General features: G+C 56.0%; 13 protein-coding genes and 2 pseudogenes. 13 read left to right on the top strand and 2 right to left on the bottom strand.

The features are described from left to right. Window positions 1-236: 236 nt before the first annotated feature. Complete coding sequence (locus HX884_RS09345) at window positions 237-905, top strand: GntR family transcriptional regulator (protein WP_178328045.1); 669 nt, start codon at window positions 237-239, stop codon at window positions 903-905. A 138-nt stretch (window positions 906-1,043) separates the two neighbouring features. Here HX884_RS09345 and pqqU read toward each other — a convergent pair whose 3' ends face one another. After that, window positions 1,044-3,158 carry a TonB-dependent receptor PqqU gene (pqqU, locus tag HX884_RS09340; RefSeq protein WP_178328037.1) on the bottom strand — a complete coding sequence of 705 codons (2,115 nt, stop codon included), beginning with the start codon at window positions 3,156-3,158 and terminating at the stop codon, window positions 1,044-1,046. 244 nt (window positions 3,159-3,402) lie between these two features. On the opposite strand from pqqU, the gene HX884_RS09335 reads away from it, so the two are divergent. Then, window positions 3,403-4,464: a YncE family protein gene (locus HX884_RS09335; protein ID WP_178328036.1), complete on the top strand. Its 1,062-nt coding sequence runs from the start codon at window positions 3,403-3,405 to the stop codon at window positions 4,462-4,464. 92 nt (window positions 4,465-4,556) lie between these two features. Here the strand turns inward: HX884_RS09335 and ansP are convergent, their stop codons facing one another. Then, window positions 4,557-6,053 carry an L-asparagine permease gene (gene ansP, locus HX884_RS09330; RefSeq protein ID WP_178328035.1) on the bottom strand — a complete coding sequence of 499 codons (1,497 nt, stop codon included), beginning with the start codon at window positions 6,051-6,053 and terminating at the stop codon, window positions 4,557-4,559. A gap of 382 nt (window positions 6,054-6,435) precedes the next feature. On the opposite strand from ansP, the gene HX884_RS09325 reads away from it, so the two are divergent. From HX884_RS09325 to HX884_RS09270, 11 genes and pseudogenes are all read left to right on the top strand, one after another. Beyond that, entirely contained in the window at window positions 6,436-6,975 is a 540-nt protein-coding gene (locus HX884_RS09325) for an AAA family ATPase (protein WP_178328034.1), read from the top strand. A 110-nt stretch (window positions 6,976-7,085) separates the two neighbouring features. After that, window positions 7,086-8,105, top strand: a complete 1,020-nt coding sequence (locus HX884_RS09320) for an LLM class flavin-dependent oxidoreductase (RefSeq protein WP_178328033.1) — start codon at window positions 7,086-7,088, stop codon at window positions 8,103-8,105. After that, entirely contained in the window at window positions 8,084-9,205 is a 1,122-nt protein-coding gene (locus HX884_RS09315; RefSeq protein ID WP_178328032.1) for an amidohydrolase, read from the top strand. The genes HX884_RS09320 and HX884_RS09315 overlap by 22 nt, the downstream gene beginning before the upstream one ends. 16 nt (window positions 9,206-9,221) lie before the next feature. Beyond that, a pseudogene (locus tag HX884_RS27180) lies at window positions 9,222-11,484 on the top strand (NtaA/DmoA family FMN-dependent monooxygenase). A 9-nt stretch (window positions 11,485-11,493) separates the two neighbouring features. After that, complete coding sequence (locus HX884_RS09300) at window positions 11,494-12,003, top strand: GNAT family N-acetyltransferase (protein ID WP_013096497.1); 510 nt, start codon at window positions 11,494-11,496, stop codon at window positions 12,001-12,003. A 9-nt stretch (window positions 12,004-12,012) separates the two neighbouring features. Continuing rightward, window positions 12,013-12,945, top strand: coding sequence for an amino acid ABC transporter permease (locus tag HX884_RS09295; protein ID WP_023621243.1), 933 nt, complete (start codon window positions 12,013-12,015; stop codon window positions 12,943-12,945). Then, window positions 12,929-13,702, top strand: coding sequence for an amino acid ABC transporter ATP-binding protein (locus HX884_RS09290; RefSeq protein ID WP_040022655.1), 774 nt, complete (start codon window positions 12,929-12,931; stop codon window positions 13,700-13,702). The genes HX884_RS09295 and HX884_RS09290 overlap by 17 nt, the downstream gene beginning before the upstream one ends. Before the next feature lie 9 nt (window positions 13,703-13,711). Beyond that, window positions 13,712-14,599: an ABC transporter substrate-binding protein gene (locus HX884_RS09285; protein ID WP_095427454.1), complete on the top strand. Its 888-nt coding sequence runs from the start codon at window positions 13,712-13,714 to the stop codon at window positions 14,597-14,599. A 41-nt stretch (window positions 14,600-14,640) separates the two neighbouring features. Then, a pseudogene (locus tag HX884_RS09280) lies at window positions 14,641-15,258 on the top strand (glutathione S-transferase family protein). A gap of 37 nt (window positions 15,259-15,295) precedes the next feature. After that, the gene (pptA, locus tag HX884_RS09275) at window positions 15,296-15,526 is read left to right on the top strand and encodes a tautomerase PptA (RefSeq protein WP_013096502.1); all 231 of its coding nucleotides are present in this window, start codon (window positions 15,296-15,298) and stop codon (window positions 15,524-15,526) included. A gap of 177 nt (window positions 15,527-15,703) precedes the next feature. Continuing rightward, entirely contained in the window at window positions 15,704-16,705 is a 1,002-nt protein-coding gene (locus HX884_RS09270) for a Kdo(2)-lipid IV(A) acyltransferase (protein WP_038981834.1), read from the top strand. The last annotated feature ends 31 nt before the right edge of the window (window positions 16,706-16,736 follow it).

The following is a 16,736-nucleotide window of genomic DNA, read 5'->3' as shown; positions in this document are numbered from 1 at the left end:
TAACCCGCCATATTTATTTGTGAAGATACGATATATTGTCTTTAATTAAACCTACACAGCTTTCGTGCCTTCCTTGCGGATGAGCCAAAGAGCGATAAAAAACCGTGTTTGTACTTTTTGATGTTTATACGCATTTCCCACCACCAGGCATGACGATACAGGATATATCGGACCAACGTCGTTTATTTAAACTGACGTTAATAAATAGCATTAAGTTTTAGCTACAGGAATTGAACATGCTTGATTTGGATCATTTAGAGAAAGCGCAAAGAATCAGTCTTACCATGCAAGTTGAAATCAGTTTGAAAGGGGCATTAATTACAGGCTCGTTGAAACCTGGCGCTCGACTGATTACCAAAGAGATTGCGGATAAATTAGGAACCAGTATCACACCGGTTCGTGAGGCACTTTTGCGACTGGTCTCCTCAGGGGCGCTGCAGGCCACACCGGCGCAGGCGTTTCTGGTGCCGGAGGTCACGCTGGAACGCTATAACGAGATCACCGCTATCAGGAAACAACTGGAACCAATGGCGGTAGCGGCCGCCTGTCAGCATATGACGCCAGCTAAGCTTGAGACGTTGCGCAAAATGTCGGATGCCTTTCATGAGGCGATGCGCAACGGCAATGTTCAGCAGGCGCTGCACGCGAATCGCGTGTTTCGGTTCACCCTTTATCAGTATGCGGAGATGCCAACGCTCAGCGCATTAAATGAGCAGCTGTGGATACGCATCGGGCCCTGTATTAACTATCTGCATCAGGAGCTCAACGACATCAAAGCGTCGGCGTATCACAACGAGGAGTTACTTGCGGCACTGGAAAGAGGGGATGTTGAAGCCAGCCAGAAAGCGGTGGATAAACTGATTGATGAAGCTAATTCACTTTTACAGCGTCAATATTTTAGCTGAGGAATTATTTAGTAGCCAATCTATATTCCCGTCGTAAAACATTCGCTCCATGAATAAGTCCTGATGGCTCTACGCCATCAGGAACGATATTTAAGATTACGAAAGAGAAAAACAGGCAATAAAATGCCTGTTTTAGTCCTACTCGAAACGATAAGCAACCGACAGGCCAACGCCGTAGTTACGACCCGGAGCAGGTTCGTAATAACGCCCGTTGGATTCGTTGACAATCACCGAGCCGGCATACGTTTTGTCGAACAGGTTATCAACGCGACCAAAGAGATCCAGGCCCCAGTTGCCATAGTTGAACTTATACCCGGTATTCAGACCGACCACCGTGTAAGACGGAGCCTTTGCCGTGTTTTCGTCGTCGGCCATGATATCGCTCATGTAACGCACGTCGGTACCCGCATACCAGCCTTCCTCAGGCTGCCAGCCAAACGAGGCAAAGCCCATATTGCGGGCAATACCCGGCATCCGGTTGCCGTTACAGTTGTCATCACCGCAGACGTTGGTGCGGTAGGTGGCGTCCAGATATGTCCATGCCATTTTCAGCTTCCAGTTTTCAGCAAACTGCTGATCGAGTGAAACTTCCACCCCCTGACGACGGGTTTTACCGGCGTTTTTGTAGCTGGTACGTCCGCCAGAGCTGGCATCCACCACAATTTCATCGTCGGTGTCGGTGCGGAACAGGGCCGCGGTCAGCAGGCCATTGCCGATGCGGGTTTTGCTACCCACTTCATAAGTATTGTTGGTGGACGGTTTCAGGCCAATGTTCAGGCCGCCCTGGTTATCCGCGCGGTAGGAGAGTTCATTGATGGTGGGGGTTTCAAATCCACGACCTGCCGCAGCGTAAAGGTTCCACGCGTCGGTCACGGCATACTTCACCGCCCCGGCCGGGAGCCACTTGTGATAGCTCGCGTCGCCGCTGTCGTCGCCGTTGCCTGGCGTAACGTAATGATCGTTGGAATCAAACCAGACGGAGCTGTAACGTACCCCGGCATCCACAGAGAGTTTCTGGGTTAACTGCCAGCGGGTTTGCAGGTAAGGATCGACGTTCCACATCAGGTTACGTTCGTTGCGGCGCTTGTCGCCTTTTACGCCGTACTCCGGTACGCCGTTGTTCATCACGAAGTTCTCATACCCGCGACGATCTTCGCTCATGTTTTCGTAGTTCAGGCCGGTGGTAAAGGTCACCGGCACCAGCAGTTCGCCGCGGTGCGTCCAGCGTGTATCGATGCCCTGATAGTGACGCTGCATATCAATCACGCCGCCAGAGTGGGAGGGGCGCAGCTGTGGCTGATAAGGGATCGACTGGTACTGGGTCATTTCACGCTCGCCGGCGTACATCATGACGCTGAGATCGTCCTGCGCGCTGAGCTGGCGGTCATAGCGCAGCCCGGCCTGGGTCTGCTTGATGGTTTTGCGCGTGTTGTACTGATCGCCACGCGGAGACTGGTGCGGGTTATCCTGCCACTCCTGGTAATTCAGTCCACCCGGATCGTTGGCTTTCATGTCCACGCTGTTAAAGATCAGCGTCAGCTTGCTGGCATCGTCAATCCGCACGCCCAGTTTGGCATTGGCGAGATTCTTCCGCGCACCGCTGTGATCGCGGTAGCCTTTGGTGGTGAAGCGGGTGGTGGATACGGTGTAATCCACATCGCCCGCGTGTGTGCCGTCGCCCATCGCGCCGGTGGCTTTCATCCCGTAGCGCCAGGTACCGTAACTGCCGTAATAGCTGCTGGCCTCAATGGTCGGCGGTTGTTGACCGGTCTGGGTGTTGATGTTGATCACGCCGCCGGAGGCGTTGCCATACAGGGCAGAGAAGGGGCCGCGCAGCACTTCCACGCTCTCAACGCTGGAGAGATCGATGTTAGAGGTCTGGCCCTGGCCGTCTGGCATGGTCGCCGGGATCCCATCCACGTACATTCGAATACCGCGCACCCCGAAGGTGGAGCGGGCACCAAAGCCACGCATCGACAGCTGCAGATCCTGGGCGTAGTTCTGGCGGTTCTGAATTTGCAGGCCCGGGACGCTACCAAGCGATTCCGAGAGGTTAATGCGTGGCGCGGCGTGACGCATATCATCGCCGTTCACGACGCTGACCGCCGCCGGGGTATCAAGCTCCGATACCGTTTGTGGGGTGGCGCTGACGATCAGGGTCTGTTCATCCGCGCCCATCGCGGTGAGGGGCGAAAAGATAACAGGAGCCAGCAGCAGTGGAAGCGTAGCCCTATGGGCAGAAATGATTTTCATGAAATAAACCGGTTAAGGATAAGAAACGTACCAAATGGAACATGTGCATATATGTTAAAACTTTTGTAAATACTTTGAAAACTATAACCGCACATTGCGTTAAGGAAAGGCGAAACGGAAAAGAAAAACTCCACATTTTGCTGATTAATGATTACTATTCTCATTAACAAAACGGCAATGCCATGACGTTGCCGACCGGAAGTGATGTCAGCAGTACACCCCCTCTTGTGAAAAAGGAATTGTTATGTCTTTACGTCATCTGTGCTCGCCGCGTCTGCGTCGTTCTCTGTTGTGTAGCGCTTTACTGCTTGCCGGTACCTTCCAGGTGCATGCTGGCGAAGAGATGTTGCGCAAAGCGGTAGGCAAAGGCGCGTATGAAATGGCCGTGAGCCAGCAGGAGAAGGCGCTGTGGGTTGCGACATCACAAAGCCGTAAAATGGATAAAGGCGGGATTGTGTATCGCCTCGATCCGGTCACACTGGACGTGACGCAGGTTATTCATAACGATCTTAAACCGTTTGGCGCCACCCTGGATTCGGCCTCCCAGACGCTGTGGTTGGGCAACACCATCAACGGTGCCGTGACCGCCATTGATGCCAAAACGGGCGAGGTGAAAGGGCGCCTGGTTCTGGACGACCGCAAACGCAGTGACACGGTCAAACCGCTGCAGCCACGCCAACTGGTGGCGGATGATGCCACCCACACCGTGTACATCACCGGGGTCGGTAAAGAGAGCGTGATCTGGGTGGTGGATGGCACAACGCTGAAGCTGAAGGATACCATCGCCAATACCGGTACTTACGGCACCGGCCTGGCGCTGGATGCGCAGGCGAAACGACTCTATACCACCAACGCCGACGGCGAACTGGTGACAATTGATACCGCCAGCAACAAAATCATCAGCCGCAAAAAGGTGCAGGATGATGGTAAAGAGCACTTCTATCTGAACCTGAGTCTGGATACGGCCGGGCAGCGTGCCTTCCTGACCGATTCAAAACAGCCGGAAGTGCTGGTGGTGAGCCTGAAAGATGGCAGCGTGATTGAGAAGATTGCGACGCCAGAGTCGCTGGCGGTGCTCTTTAACCCGACGCGCAACGAAGCGTACGTGACGCATCGTGAAGCCGGAAAGGTGAGCGTGATTGACACCAAAACCTACAAAGTGACGAAAACCTTCGACACGCCGGTCTATCCAAACAGCCTGGCGCTCTCTGCCGATGGCAAAACGCTGTACGTGACGGTGAAACAGAAATCCACCCGTCAGCAGGAAGCGACCCAGCCTGACGATGTGGTACGTATCGCGCTCTAATGCGGGCTTTGCCCGGTGGCGCTGCGCTTACCGGGCCTACAAAACCCTGAAATGTAGGCCGGGTAAGGCGAAGCCGCCATCCGGCTTTTTTATTAACGCGAGGTCTCTTCCACCAGCGGGCCGTCGTGTTTTTCATCTTCATGATGAACCGGCGCGGTGCTGTGGATTTCATGCACGCGCTTACGCACGCCAAGCCAGCCAGCAATCAGCAGAACGGCCAGCAGCGGAATGGTGGCGATGGTATAGGTGCCGTTCGGGTAGTCGAACGCCATCAGTACCAGCACGCTGAACAGGAACAGCAGGGTGAGCCATGAGGTCACCGGAGCACCCGGCATCTTGAAGCTCACGTCAGCTGCTTTGCCCTCTTTAATGGCTTTGCGCAGACGCATCTGGCAGACCACGATAAAGGCCCAGGAGGCGATAATCCCCAGCGCGGCCACGTTCAGTACGATTTCGAACACGCGTGACGGCACCAGGTAGTTCAGGAACACACCGAACACGTAGACCACCAGCGTCGCCAGGATACCGGCATATGGCACCTGCTGCTTGCTCATCTTCGACATAAACTTCGGCGCAGAGCCACCCATCGACATGGAGCGCAGAATACGGCCGGTAGAATAGAGGCCAGAGTTCAGGCTGGAGAGCGCCGCGGTCAGCACCACGATGTTCATGATACTGCCCACGTATGGCACGCCGAGCTTAGAGAAGAAGGTCACAAACGGGCTCTGACCCGCCTGGTAGGCGTTCCATGGCAGCAGCAGAACCAGCAGCACCACAGAACCCACATAGAACAGACCGATACGCCAGATCACGCTGTTAATGGCTTTTGGCACCATGGTCTGCGGGTCTTTACATTCGCCCGCCGCCGTACCCACCAGTTCGATAGAGGCAAAGGCGAACACCACGCCTTGCACCAGAACCAGCGCCGGCAGCAGACCGTGCGGGAAGAAGCCGCCGTTATCGGTTATCAGATGGAAGCCGGTTGCATTGCCGTCCAGCGGCTTACCGCTGCCGAGGAAGACGGTACCGACGACCAGGAAAATCACAATCGCCAGCACTTTTACCAGTGCAAACCAGAACTCCATCTCGGCGAACCACTTCACGCCGATCATATTCATAGTGCCGACAATCGCCAGGGCGCCAAGCGCAAAGACCCACTGCGGGATATCGCCAAACGCGCCCCAGTAGTGCATATACAGCGCAACGGCAGTGATATCGACGATACCGGTCATCGCCCAGTTAACGAAGTACATCCAGCCAGCGACATAGGCGGCTTTTTCACCGAGAAATTCGCGGGCGTAAGAGACAAAGCTGCCGCTGGAAGGGCGATGCAGTACCAGTTCGCCCAGCGCGCGAAGAATGAAGAAGGAGAAGATCCCGCACACCAGATAGACGAGGGCGAGAGCCGGGCCAGCCATCTGCAGACGTGCACCAGCACCTAAAAACAGACCTGTACCGATAGCGCCGCCGATGGCGATCATTTGAACCTGACGGTTGCCCATCGCTTTGTGGTAGCCCTCTTCATGGGAGTTTAACCAGCGACGTTTAGCAGCATGATGATCGGCTGCGCTTTTATTGCTTGTTTTCATTGAGTTACCTGTTTGCCTGTCTGAACCATTATCGTGATAGTCCTGCCTGGCAGAGAGCATACAAACGATTGCTTCTGCGCAAACACATGTCGCCTTCCCAGTCATTCTGCGTATGGATAAGGCGAAACATGGCGAGGCATCCTACCTGCAATTGATAAGCGACGCAAAATATAACCGTGCCGAAAGTGATGCACGTCGAAGGAAATCGTGTGGTCAGAGCAGACGGGGATCACAACGCGCTGAATCGTGGTGAGTTTTTAGACAAAAGATTCGCGGATTGATGATTTAAACATCAGTGGCGCTTATCAGTTGCTCAGTGGAACTAGCGGAAGGTAAAAGCTATGATCGGTTTGGTTTTTATTCTGCCAGAACGAGGCTAACGGTGAAAATTAATGTAATCGGCACCAGCGGAAGTGGAAAAACCACGCTGGCAAGACGGATCGCTGATGAGCTGGCTATTCCTTATATTGAGATGGACAGGCTTTACTGGCGCCCGAACTGGCAGGGCACAGCAGATGATGCGTTTCTGGAAAAACTGGAGCATGCATTAAGCGCTTCTCAAAACTGGGTGCTCGATGGCAACTATAACCGCACGCGCCCCGTTAAATGGCGCAATGTGGATCTGGTCGTCTGGGTGGACTATGGATTTGTCCGTACGCTGTATCAGGCCGTTATCCGGGCGATCAAGCGGGCCTGGCATCAACACGAACTCTGGCCGGGAACGGGCAATAAAGAGAGTTTTCGGCGCGCCTTCCTCAGCAGAGAGTCCATTATCATCTGGACGATTAAAACCTGGCGCAACAACCGCAGGCGTTATCAGGTCGATATGCAAAATCCGGACTACGCACACATACGCTTTATCCGTATTACCCGCCGCGCTCAGGCGGAAACGCTTATCGCCTCCCTAAAGTCTTATTCTTAACAGGGTTTTATATATCTGATTTCCGGCAAACCAAATGTAAATTAATTGTTTCTCAGCGGTGAAATACGCCTTTATTAATAACGACATGTTAAGTCAAACGAGAACGCAACATGTCCTGGCGAATCAGCATTCTGGATAAAAGCCCCATCGCTGAAAATGAAACAGCCGCCGATGCGCTGGCGCGAACCCTGGCGCTGGCGCAACAGGCGGAAACTCTCGGTTATCACCGTTTCTGGATTGCCGAACACCACAACACCCCGCAGCTGGCCAGCCCCTCGCCGGAGTTATTGATTGCCTGGATCCTCGGGCAGACTACGCGTATCCGGGTGGGATCGGGCGGTGTCATGCTGCAACACTACAGCCCGTATAAAGTTGCAGAAAATTTCAATCTCCTGGCTGCCCTGGCTCCCGGACGCGTGGATCTGGGCGTTGGAAAAGCGCCTGGCGGTCTGCCGCTCTCCACCCGCGCGTTGCAACTCGGTCTGAATCAGCAGGAAAAGGGCAGCTTTGCCGAACAGCTGGCGCAGCTCGATAGCTGGATCCGTCCTGAAAATCAGTCCGCGGAGGAGGCGGTGCGCGCCACGCCTTTGCCGCCGGTTCCGGCGCAGGGATTTCTGCTGGGGGCGAGTGTCGAAAGTGCTCTGCTGGCCGCAAAGCTCAACTGGCATTTTGTCTTTGCCGCTCACCTGAATGGCGATCCCGACCTGCTGCGCGAGGTCATCACCACCTGGCGTGAACACAGCGCCCGGGAGGTGATTGTGGCGGTGCAGGTCGTTGTGGCGGACTCTCAGGCCCAGGCGCACTCGCTGGCACAAAAGGTTGAAGTCTGGGGCGTGGAGCTGGCAAACGGCCAGCGCGTTACGGTGGCCAGCGAAGAGCAAGCCTATGCGTTTGCGCGTCAGGCAGGCAGCGAGCCGCTGCGTATAGCGCGTCGCGCGCAGTCTCTGGTGGCCGGGACCGCTGAGTCGGTACTGGCACAACTGGACGCCCTGCATCACCAGTGGGGTATTGACGAATTCATTATCGACACACCGGTTGTGGACGGCGCCGCGCGCGTGCAGTCCCTGCGTCTGCTGGCGCAGGCGCGACTTAACGGGGAGGTTAACGTATGCGTTTTGGCGAACAACTGATTGCCTGGCGTCGTGAGCTGCACCAGCACCCGGAGCTGTCGGGCCAGGAGGTGGAAACAACCGCCCGTTTGCACCAGTGGCTGACCCATGCCGGTATTACGCCGCTACCTTATGACTTGCCTACCGGGCTGGTGGCGGAGATCGGCACCGGCAACAAACTGATTGCCCTGCGGGCGGACATTGATGCCTTACCGATCGAAGAGCGCAGCGGGGTGGCGTTTAGCTCGCAACGTTCGGGGGTGATGCACGCCTGCGGTCATGACATCCACACCAGCGTGATCCTCGGGGCGGCATTAAAACTAAAAGAACGTGAAGCGTTGCTCAACGGTCGCGTGCGGATCCTGTTCCAGCCTGCCGAAGAGAACTTTGGCGGAGCGAAGAGCATGGTGCGGGCCGGGGCGTTACGTGATGTCAGCGCCATTTTCGGTATGCACAACGAGCCGGGGTTGCCGGTGGGTGAATTTGCCACCCGCGGCGGGCCGTTCTATGCCAACGTCGATCGGTTTGTGATCCGCATTACCGGCAAAGGTGCTCATGCCGCACGGCCTCATGAAGGCAACGACGCGATTGTGCTGGCAAGCCAGCTTGTTACCGCGTTGCAGAGCGTCGCCAGTCGCAACGTGAATACGCTGGACTCCGTTGTGCTGAGCGTAACGCGCATTGCGGGCGGCAATACCTGGAACGTCCTGCCGGAAAGCGTTGAGCTGGAAGGGACGCTGCGCACGCATCGCACGGAAGTTCAACAGAACGTCAAAGCGCGCGTCGGTGAAATCGCTGCCGGATTCGCCAGCGCCTTCAGTGCCCGGATTGATATCACCTGGTATGCCGGACCGACTGCGCTGGTCAATGACGAGCATTGGGCGGCGTTTGCCACGTCGGTCGCCCGGGAAGCGGGTTATGAAACGCAGCATGCCGAGTTGCATATGGGCGGAGAGGATTTTGCAGTCTATCTGCAGCAGATCCCCGGCGCGTTTGTCAGCATTGGCAGCAATAGCCCGTATGGTTTACATCACCCGGCCTTTAATCCGGACGAAGCATTAATTGAGCCGGCTGCCCGTTATTTTGCACAGCTTGCGGTAAAAGCCCTGCAACACGTTTAATTCAGAAGAGGTGAATATGTCTGCAACCCGACAATTGCGGCTGGGGACCATTTTGCACGGTGCTTCCGGGAATATGTCCGCCTGGCGCCATCCTGCGGCGGTCGCCGATGCCAGTATTAATTTTGATTTCGTCAAAGCGACGGCGTTAAAAGCAGAGGAGGGCAAGCTCGACTTTTTATTCGTAGCCGATGGCCTCTACATTAATGAGAAGTCGATCCCGCATTTTTTAAATCGCTTTGAGCCGTTAACGGTGCTCTCCGCGCTGGCGAGCATTACCTCGCGTCTGGGTCTGGTGGGCACGTTATCCACCTCCTACAGCGAACCCTTTACCGTGGCGCGCCAGTTTGCCAGCCTGGATCATCTGAGCAACGGCCGCGCGGGCTGGAACGTCGTGACCTCGCCGCTGGAAGGGTCGGCAAGGAACTTCTCGCGTGAAAAACACCCCGAGCACGCGCTGCGCTACCGCATTGCGGATGAGTATCTTGACGTAGTGAAAGGGCTGTGGGACTCGTGGGAAGGCGATGCCTTTGTTCGCAACAAAGAGAGTGGTCAGTTTTTTGACCCCGCCAAACTGCATACCCTGGATCACCGTGGTGATTTCTTCCAGGTTGCCGGGCCACTCAATATTGGTCGCACGCCGCAGGGACGTCCGATAGTGTTCCAGGCTGGCGCATCGGACGACGGTAAAAAGCTGGCTGCGAAGCATGCCGATGCGATCTTCACCCACCATGAAACTCTCGAAGAAGCACAAGCGTTCTACCGCGATGTGAAGCAGCAGCTGGGAAACAACGGTCGTCGTGCTTCTGATTTGCACATTTTCCAGGGCGTGAGCGTGATTGTCGGAAAAGATGCCGAAGATGTGGAAAACCAGTACCAGACCACCGCGGCGCTGGTGTCGGTTAAGGATGCCCTCAATTATCTCGGACGCTATTTCGAACATCACGATTTCAGCCAGTATCCGCTCGACGAGCCGTTCCCGGACCTCGGCGATCTGGGAAAAAACAGCTTCCGCAGTACCACGGATGAGATAAAGCGCAATGCCCGCGAACGTCAGTTGACGCTGCGTCAGGTCGCGCTGGAAGCGGCCTCACCACGCCCCCGTTTTTCCGGCACGCCGGAGCAGGTGGCGGACGGCCTGCAGGCGTGGTTCGACGGCTATGCAGCCGACGGCTTCATCATCCAGGGCGGGACGCCAGATACCTTCCCGCGCTTTGTTGACCTGGTGGTGCCGGTGCTACAGGCCCGCGGCCTGTTTCGCACTGACTACCCCGGGACCACGCTGCGCGACAGCCTGGGCCTGGACGAACCCAAAAATCAGTTCACACAACAATAAAAGAGAACCCGCTATGCATAAACCATCGCTTATTCTGGCGCTCGCGCTGGCCTTTACCCCTGCCGTCTGGGCAGAGAATGTGAACATTAACGGCACCGGTGTGAGTATTGAGGCCAACAAAACGCCGATCAATACCGCCAAAAACGGCGATGCCATCGCGCAGTTGCCGAAAGATTATCGCTTTGCCGTGCCGGGGAAATTTACCGTCGCGGTGGCGGGCCTCAATCAACCGCCGCTGACGGTTTTCTCGGATGACAACAAAACGCTTCTGGGAAGCGAAGTTGACGTGGCCCGTCTGGTGGCGGACAGCCTGGGGCTGGAGCTGAACGTGGTGCCAACCTCCTGGGAGGACTGGCCGCTGGGGGTGGCCTCCGGGAAATACGATGCGGCGATCAGCAACATCACCGTGACTAAAGCGCGTAAGGAGAAGTTTGATTTCGCCACCTACCGTAAGGATTCGCTCGGTTTCTATGTGAAATCAACCAGCCCAATCACATCCCTGCAGAAGGCGGAGGACATTGCCGGGCTGCGGATTATTGTCGGCTCAGGCACTAACCAGGAGGCCATCCTGCTGGCATGGAACGCCGAAAACCTTAAGAAGGGACTGAAACCGTTTACCCCGGTCTACACCAAAGATGATGCGGCACAAACGCTGGCGCTCCAGTCCGGGCGTGCGGATGCGTATTTTGGCCCAAACGTGATTGGCGCGTGGAAAGCGGCGCTGACCGGTAAAACCAAACTGGTGGGAAGCGTTGACGGCGGCTGGCCGAAGGCGGCGCATATCGCGGTGACGCTGAAAAAAGGCAGCGGCCTGGTGGAACCGGTGCAGACCGCGCTTAATGGCGTGATCAAAAACGGCGATTACGACAAAGTGCTGAACCGCTGGGGAGAAGGGGTGGAACGCATCCCGCAGTCGGAAGTCAACCCGGCCGGTCTGGGTGATTAAGGAGGCGTTATGAGCGAACAATTTCGTGACGTTTCGCCGGAAGATGCCGATCTTCAGCCCATCATCAATGGGCTGTTCGGTGAATACGCTGCCCGCTACGGTGACTATTTTTCGAAAGATGCTGAGGTCGAGCTCACCGAGTGGTATCTGGCGCCGCAGGGGCTGTTTATCGTCCTGGAGCGTGACGGGAAGATTATTGCCACCGGGGCGTACAAACCCTTCGACGAACGCACCGCAGAAATCAAACGCATCTGGACGGACAAAAGCCTGCGTCAGCAGGGGCTTGCGGGGCGCGTGGTGCAGGAGCTGGAGCGCCGGGCGGTGCTGGCAGGCTACAGCCAGATCTACCTGACCACCGGTTTTCGCCAGCCGGAAGCGGTACGGCTCTATCTTAGCCAGGGTTACCAGCCGCAGTTCGATCTCAACCGCGATCCGGAAGAGTACAGCCAGCCCCCGTTTGATGGTCGGTTGCGTTTCACCAAAACGCTGGTTCGTGAAGCGTTAAGTAAAACCGCATGAGGTACGATGATGAGCAACGTTGAAACCATAAAAGTGGTCCCGGCGCGTTATCCGCTACGGGCCGTCGGTGCCGTGGTGGCGCTGTTTGTCCTGGCGGTCGTTGTCCAGTCCGTCGCCTTTAACCCGCGCTGGGAGTGGTCTGTGTTTGCCCGCTGGTTCTTCGACCCGGTGATCCTTGAAGGCGTCGGCCAGACATTACTGCTGACGCTGATCGGCACCGCGCTGAGCGTGATTTTGGGCGGTATGCTGGCGCTGGCGAGACTCTCGTCATCCTGGCTGCTGAGCAGCCTGGCCTGGGGCTATATCTGGCTGTTTCGCTCGCTGCCCCTGATTGTAGTGCTGATCATCCTTTATAACTTTTCCTATCTCTACGACACGCTCTCGCTCGGGGTGCCGTTCACCGGCATGACCTGGGGCAGCTTTGAAACCATCAATGTGCTGGGGCAATTCTCTACCGCCGTTGTCGGGCTAACGCTGGTGCAGAGCGCCTATACCGCGGAGATCATTCGCGGGGGCTTCCTCGGCGTGGATCATGGTCAGTATGAAGCGGCCGCTGCGTTGGGGCTACCGGCCTGGCGTCGTACGGTGCGGATCATTCTGCCTCAGGCGCTGCGCACCATACTGCCGTCCGGGTTTAACGAAATCATCAGTCTCGCGAAGGGGACGGCGATGGTTTACGTGCTGGCCATGCCGGAGCTGTTCTACACCATCCAGATGATTTACAACCGCACGCAGGAGGTGATCCCGCTGCTGATGGTGGGGGCTGCCTGGTACCTGGTGATTACCACCGTGTTGTCCGCTATCCAGTATGGTGTTGAGCGGGGACTGGCCCGCAGCGAACGTCGCTCGGCGGTGAATCAGAACCGTACCCTCAGCCGTACCCGTTCCCGTTCCGTCACCACCACGCCCGCACAGGAGCCCGTCCATGCAAGCCTCTCATGAAGGACATATTTCCATTACCGGCGTCAGTAAATTCTTTGGTCGCCATAAAGCGCTCGATAACGTGTCGCTTGAGATCCCACCGGGATCCGTCACGGTGATCCTCGGACCGTCCGGCTCCGGTAAATCGACCCTGCTGCGCACCATCAACCACCTTGAGCGCGTCGACGAAGGGTTTATTCAGATTGACGGGGATTACATCGGCTATCGCCGTCGGGGTGACAAACTCTACGAGTTAAAAGAGAAAGAGATCCTCAAACAGCGCGTCAATGTGGGTTATGTGTTCCAGAACTTTAATCTCTTCCCGCATCTCACGGTGCTGGAAAACCTGATTGAAGCGCCTGTCGCCCATAAAAAACTGAGCAAAAAAGAGGCCGTTGAGCAGGCGTATAGCCTGCTGGATGTGGTGGGGCTGCGTGATAAAGCGGATGCCTGGTCGCGCCATCTCTCCGGCGGACAGCAGCAGCGCATCGCCATTGCCCGCGCGCTGGCGCTGCGTCCGCGAGTCATACTGTTTGATGAGCCCACCTCGGCGCTAGACCCGGAGCTGGTGGGCGAAGTGCTGGATGTCATCAAAAAACTCGCCCGTTCCGGCACCACGCTGGTGGTGGTCACCCATGAGATCGGTTTCGCCAGAGAAGTGGCTGATCAGGTGGTGTTTATGGTCGATGGTAAAATTGTGGAGCAGGGCAGCAGCGACGAGGTGCTGAACCGGCCATCGCACGCGCGAACGCGTCAGTTCCTTTCACGAGTCCTGTAAGGAGTACCCATGAAATATGGACTTCTGGCAGGGCTGGCCTTTACCGCCGCCAGCCATGCCAGTATTAATTTAAAAGCCAACGAGCAGCCGCTGCCGGTGACGGTGGATCAGCAGGCGGTGGCGAAGATCCCCGCTCATTACAAATTTGTCGAGCCGGGAACCCTCACGGTGGCCATTTCTGCGCTTAACTCACCGCCGCTGGCCCTGCTTGCCAGCGACAACCGTACGCGAATCGGCAGCGATCCGGATATCGCCCGGCTGCTGGCAGGCAGCCTGGGGCTAAAACTGAAGCTCGTTCCCACCGCCTGGGAAGACTGGCCGCTGGGGATCACTTCCGGGCGCTATGACGTGGCGCTGGTGAACATTGCGGTGACCGAACAGCGCAAAGAGAAGTTTGATTTTGCGACCTATCGCGTCGATTCGCTGGCGTTTACGGTGAAATCCACCAGTCCGGTGCGGTCGATTAACGGTCCTGAAGATCTTGCGGGTAGAAAGGTTATTGTCGGATCCGGCACCAATCAGGAGCGCATCCTGTTAGGCTGGAACGAGGAGAATAAAAAGGCCGGGCGTGAGCCCGCGCTGCCGGTGTACCTGACGGATGATGCCTCGGGCAATCTTTATATTCAGTCCGGGCGGGCGGATGTGTTCTTTGGACCACAGTCGGTCGCGGCGTATAAAGCCGCGCTGACCGGTAAAACGCGCGTTGTCGGGCTGGGCCCGAAAAAAGCGTATGTCGCCACGACCACCAAAAAAGGCAATCAACTGGTCTACGCCCTGCAGGCCGCGCTGGACGGCGCGATCACGCGCGGGGAGTATCAGAAGGTGCTGGCGCGCTGGGGAGAGCAGGGCGAAGCGGTGACACACTCGGAGGTTAACCCGCCTGGGATCACGTATTAATTGTGCTCTACACTTAGGATTTACACTCCTGAGAGGGCAACATGATCAAACTTTATGGTGCACCCGGCTGGGGATCGGCAATCAGCGAAGTGATGCTGACTCTGGCAGACATCCCTTACGAGTTTATTAATGTGGACGGGTTTGATGCGCCCGGTCCGCAGCGCGAATTGCTGCAAAGACTCAATCCATTGTGTCAGGTGCCGACACTGGCGCTGGAAAATGGCGCGATCATGACCGAAACAGCCGCCATCGCCCTGATGGTGCTCGACAGGTGTCCCGATCTGGCGCCGCCCGTCGGACAGGCAGAACGTCAGCAGTTTCAACGCTTGCTTATCTGGTTTGTCGCGAACGTCTATCCGACCTTTACCTATGCCGATTATCCCGAACGCTGGGTGCCTGACGCACCGGAACAGTTGAAGAAAAATTGTATCGAATACCGCAAATCCCTCTATTTGTGATTCGATAGCCAGCTCAAAGCGGCCCCGTTTGCGCTGGGTGAACAGCTTACGCTACTCGATGTCTATATTGCGGTCGCACGTACCTGGGGGCCACGGCATGCGTGGTTTGCCGAGAATACGCCAAAGATAACGGCCATTGCAGACGCCGTGTGTCAGCTTCCTGAACTGCACAAGGTGTTAAAGGCAAACGGCATTATCTGATAACGTGTAAACCTGATTCATAACAGGAAGCCTGCACATGCCACATGTAGATATCAAATGTTTTCCCCGGGATTTAAACGACGAACAAAAAAATGCGCTGGCGGCAGATATTGCCGAGGTGATAATTCGTCATTTCAACAGTAAAGACAGTTCAGTGTCGGTGGCGTTAAACCAGGTTAATCCTGAAGACTGGAAAGCGCAGGTCTGGGACAGCGAAATTGGCCCGAAGCTGGATTCGTTGATTAAAAAGCCCGGCTATTCGATGTAATTTTATTTGCCGGGCAGCGGCCTCGTTGACCCGGCATTTAAGTTTCTCCCGACATTTCGCAAAAATCGATAATACGATCCTGTGACGTTTCCGTTACACTTTCCCTCTCTAAAACTTTCACGAAATCATCTGGTAAGCACAGCAGTTGCGTTAAATTCAGTACAGGATAATTTTCTCATGACAAAATTACCTCAGTTCTCACTCGCCTTTTTTCATCCTCGTTACTGGCTCAGCTGGACAGGCATTGCAGCGCTCTGGTGCATTGTGCAGCTCCCGTATCCCCTTTTATTAAGAATCGGACACGGGCTTGGTCGTCTGGCCATGCGTTTGCTTCCCCGTCGTGTGGACATCGCTCGCCGCAACCTTGAGCTCTGTTTTCCCGACATGAAAAAGGATGAGCGCGAAAAGCTACTGCAGCGTAATTTTGAATCGGTTGGCATGGGCGTCATCGAAACCGGGATCGCCTGGTTCTGGCCTGACTGGCGTGTGCGTAAATGTTTCAGCGTCAGCGGATATGAACATATGGAAGAGGCCCGGGCGCGCGGAAATGGCGTGGTGCTCATCGGTATGCATTTTCTCACGCTTGAACTGGGGGCGAGGATCTTTGGCATGCTCAACCCGGGTGTCGGTGTTTATCGCCCTAACAATAATGCGCTGCTGGACTGGCTGCAGACGCGCGGCCGTCTGCGCTCAAATAAAACCATGCTGGATCGCTACGACCTGAAGGGCATGATCCGCGCCCTGAAGCAGAATGACATTCTCTGGTACGCCCCGGATCACGACTACGGTAAAACCAACAGCGTGTTTGTACCGTTCTTTGCGGTTCCTGATGCCGCGACAACCGCCGGAAGTTATATGCTGGTGAAGAGTGCCAGACCGGCGGTGATCCCGTTCGTTCCACGCAGAAAGGCAGACGGCAGCGGTTACGAACTGATTATTCTTGAAGATATCGGCGAAACGCTGCAGGGCGGTGATAAAGCGTCGGTAGCCACGCAAATGAACAGGGCGATTGAGCGCGCGGTGCTGATGGCGCCGGAGCAATATATGTGGTTGCACCGACGCTTCAAAACCCGTCCTGAAGGCCAGCCGGACAGATATGCGCGCAAAAAAAGCGTGGTCACTTCCAACAGTACTGTATCTACAGGCGACATGCCTGAACAGTCAGGCATTCAGCACTAAAGTATGACCTCACCGTAACGTGAGGGCAGGC

This window comes from Enterobacter sp. SECR19-1250 (genome assembly GCF_013391025.1).
In the GTDB taxonomy this organism is placed as follows: domain Bacteria; phylum Pseudomonadota; class Gammaproteobacteria; order Enterobacterales; family Enterobacteriaceae; genus Enterobacter; species Enterobacter cloacae.
The sequence above is the reverse complement of the archived record's forward strand: the minus strand, read 5'-3'. Positions and strand labels throughout refer to the sequence as shown.

Bases quoted from the DNA above. Each gene is read 5' to 3' on its own strand.
- HX884_RS09285 (WP_095427454.1), top strand. From the start codon at position 13,712: ATGAAATATGGACTTCTGGCAGGGCTGGCCTTTACCGCCGCCAGCCAT.
- HX884_RS09295 (WP_023621243.1), top strand. From the start codon at position 12,013: ATGAGCAACGTTGAAACCATAAAAGTGGTCCCGGCGCGTTATCCGCTA.
- HX884_RS09270 (WP_038981834.1), top strand. From the start codon at position 15,704: ATGACAAAATTACCTCAGTTCTCACTCGCCTTTTTTCATCCTCGTTAC.
- HX884_RS09300 (WP_013096497.1), top strand. From the start codon at position 11,494: ATGAGCGAACAATTTCGTGACGTTTCGCCGGAAGATGCCGATCTTCAG.
- pqqU (WP_178328037.1), bottom strand. From the start codon at position 3,158: ATGAAAATCATTTCTGCCCATAGGGCTACGCTTCCACTGCTGCTGGCT.
- HX884_RS09320 (WP_178328033.1), top strand. From the start codon at position 7,086: ATGTCCTGGCGAATCAGCATTCTGGATAAAAGCCCCATCGCTGAAAAT.
- HX884_RS09315 (WP_178328032.1), top strand. From the start codon at position 8,084: ATGCGTTTTGGCGAACAACTGATTGCCTGGCGTCGTGAGCTGCACCAG.
- HX884_RS09335 (WP_178328036.1), top strand. From the start codon at position 3,403: ATGTCTTTACGTCATCTGTGCTCGCCGCGTCTGCGTCGTTCTCTGTTG.
- HX884_RS09290 (WP_040022655.1), top strand. From the start codon at position 12,929: ATGCAAGCCTCTCATGAAGGACATATTTCCATTACCGGCGTCAGTAAA.
- HX884_RS09345 (WP_178328045.1), top strand. From the start codon at position 237: ATGCTTGATTTGGATCATTTAGAGAAAGCGCAAAGAATCAGTCTTACC.
- pptA (WP_013096502.1), top strand. From the start codon at position 15,296: ATGCCACATGTAGATATCAAATGTTTTCCCCGGGATTTAAACGACGAA.
- ansP (WP_178328035.1), bottom strand. From the start codon at position 6,053: ATGAAAACAAGCAATAAAAGCGCAGCCGATCATCATGCTGCTAAACGT.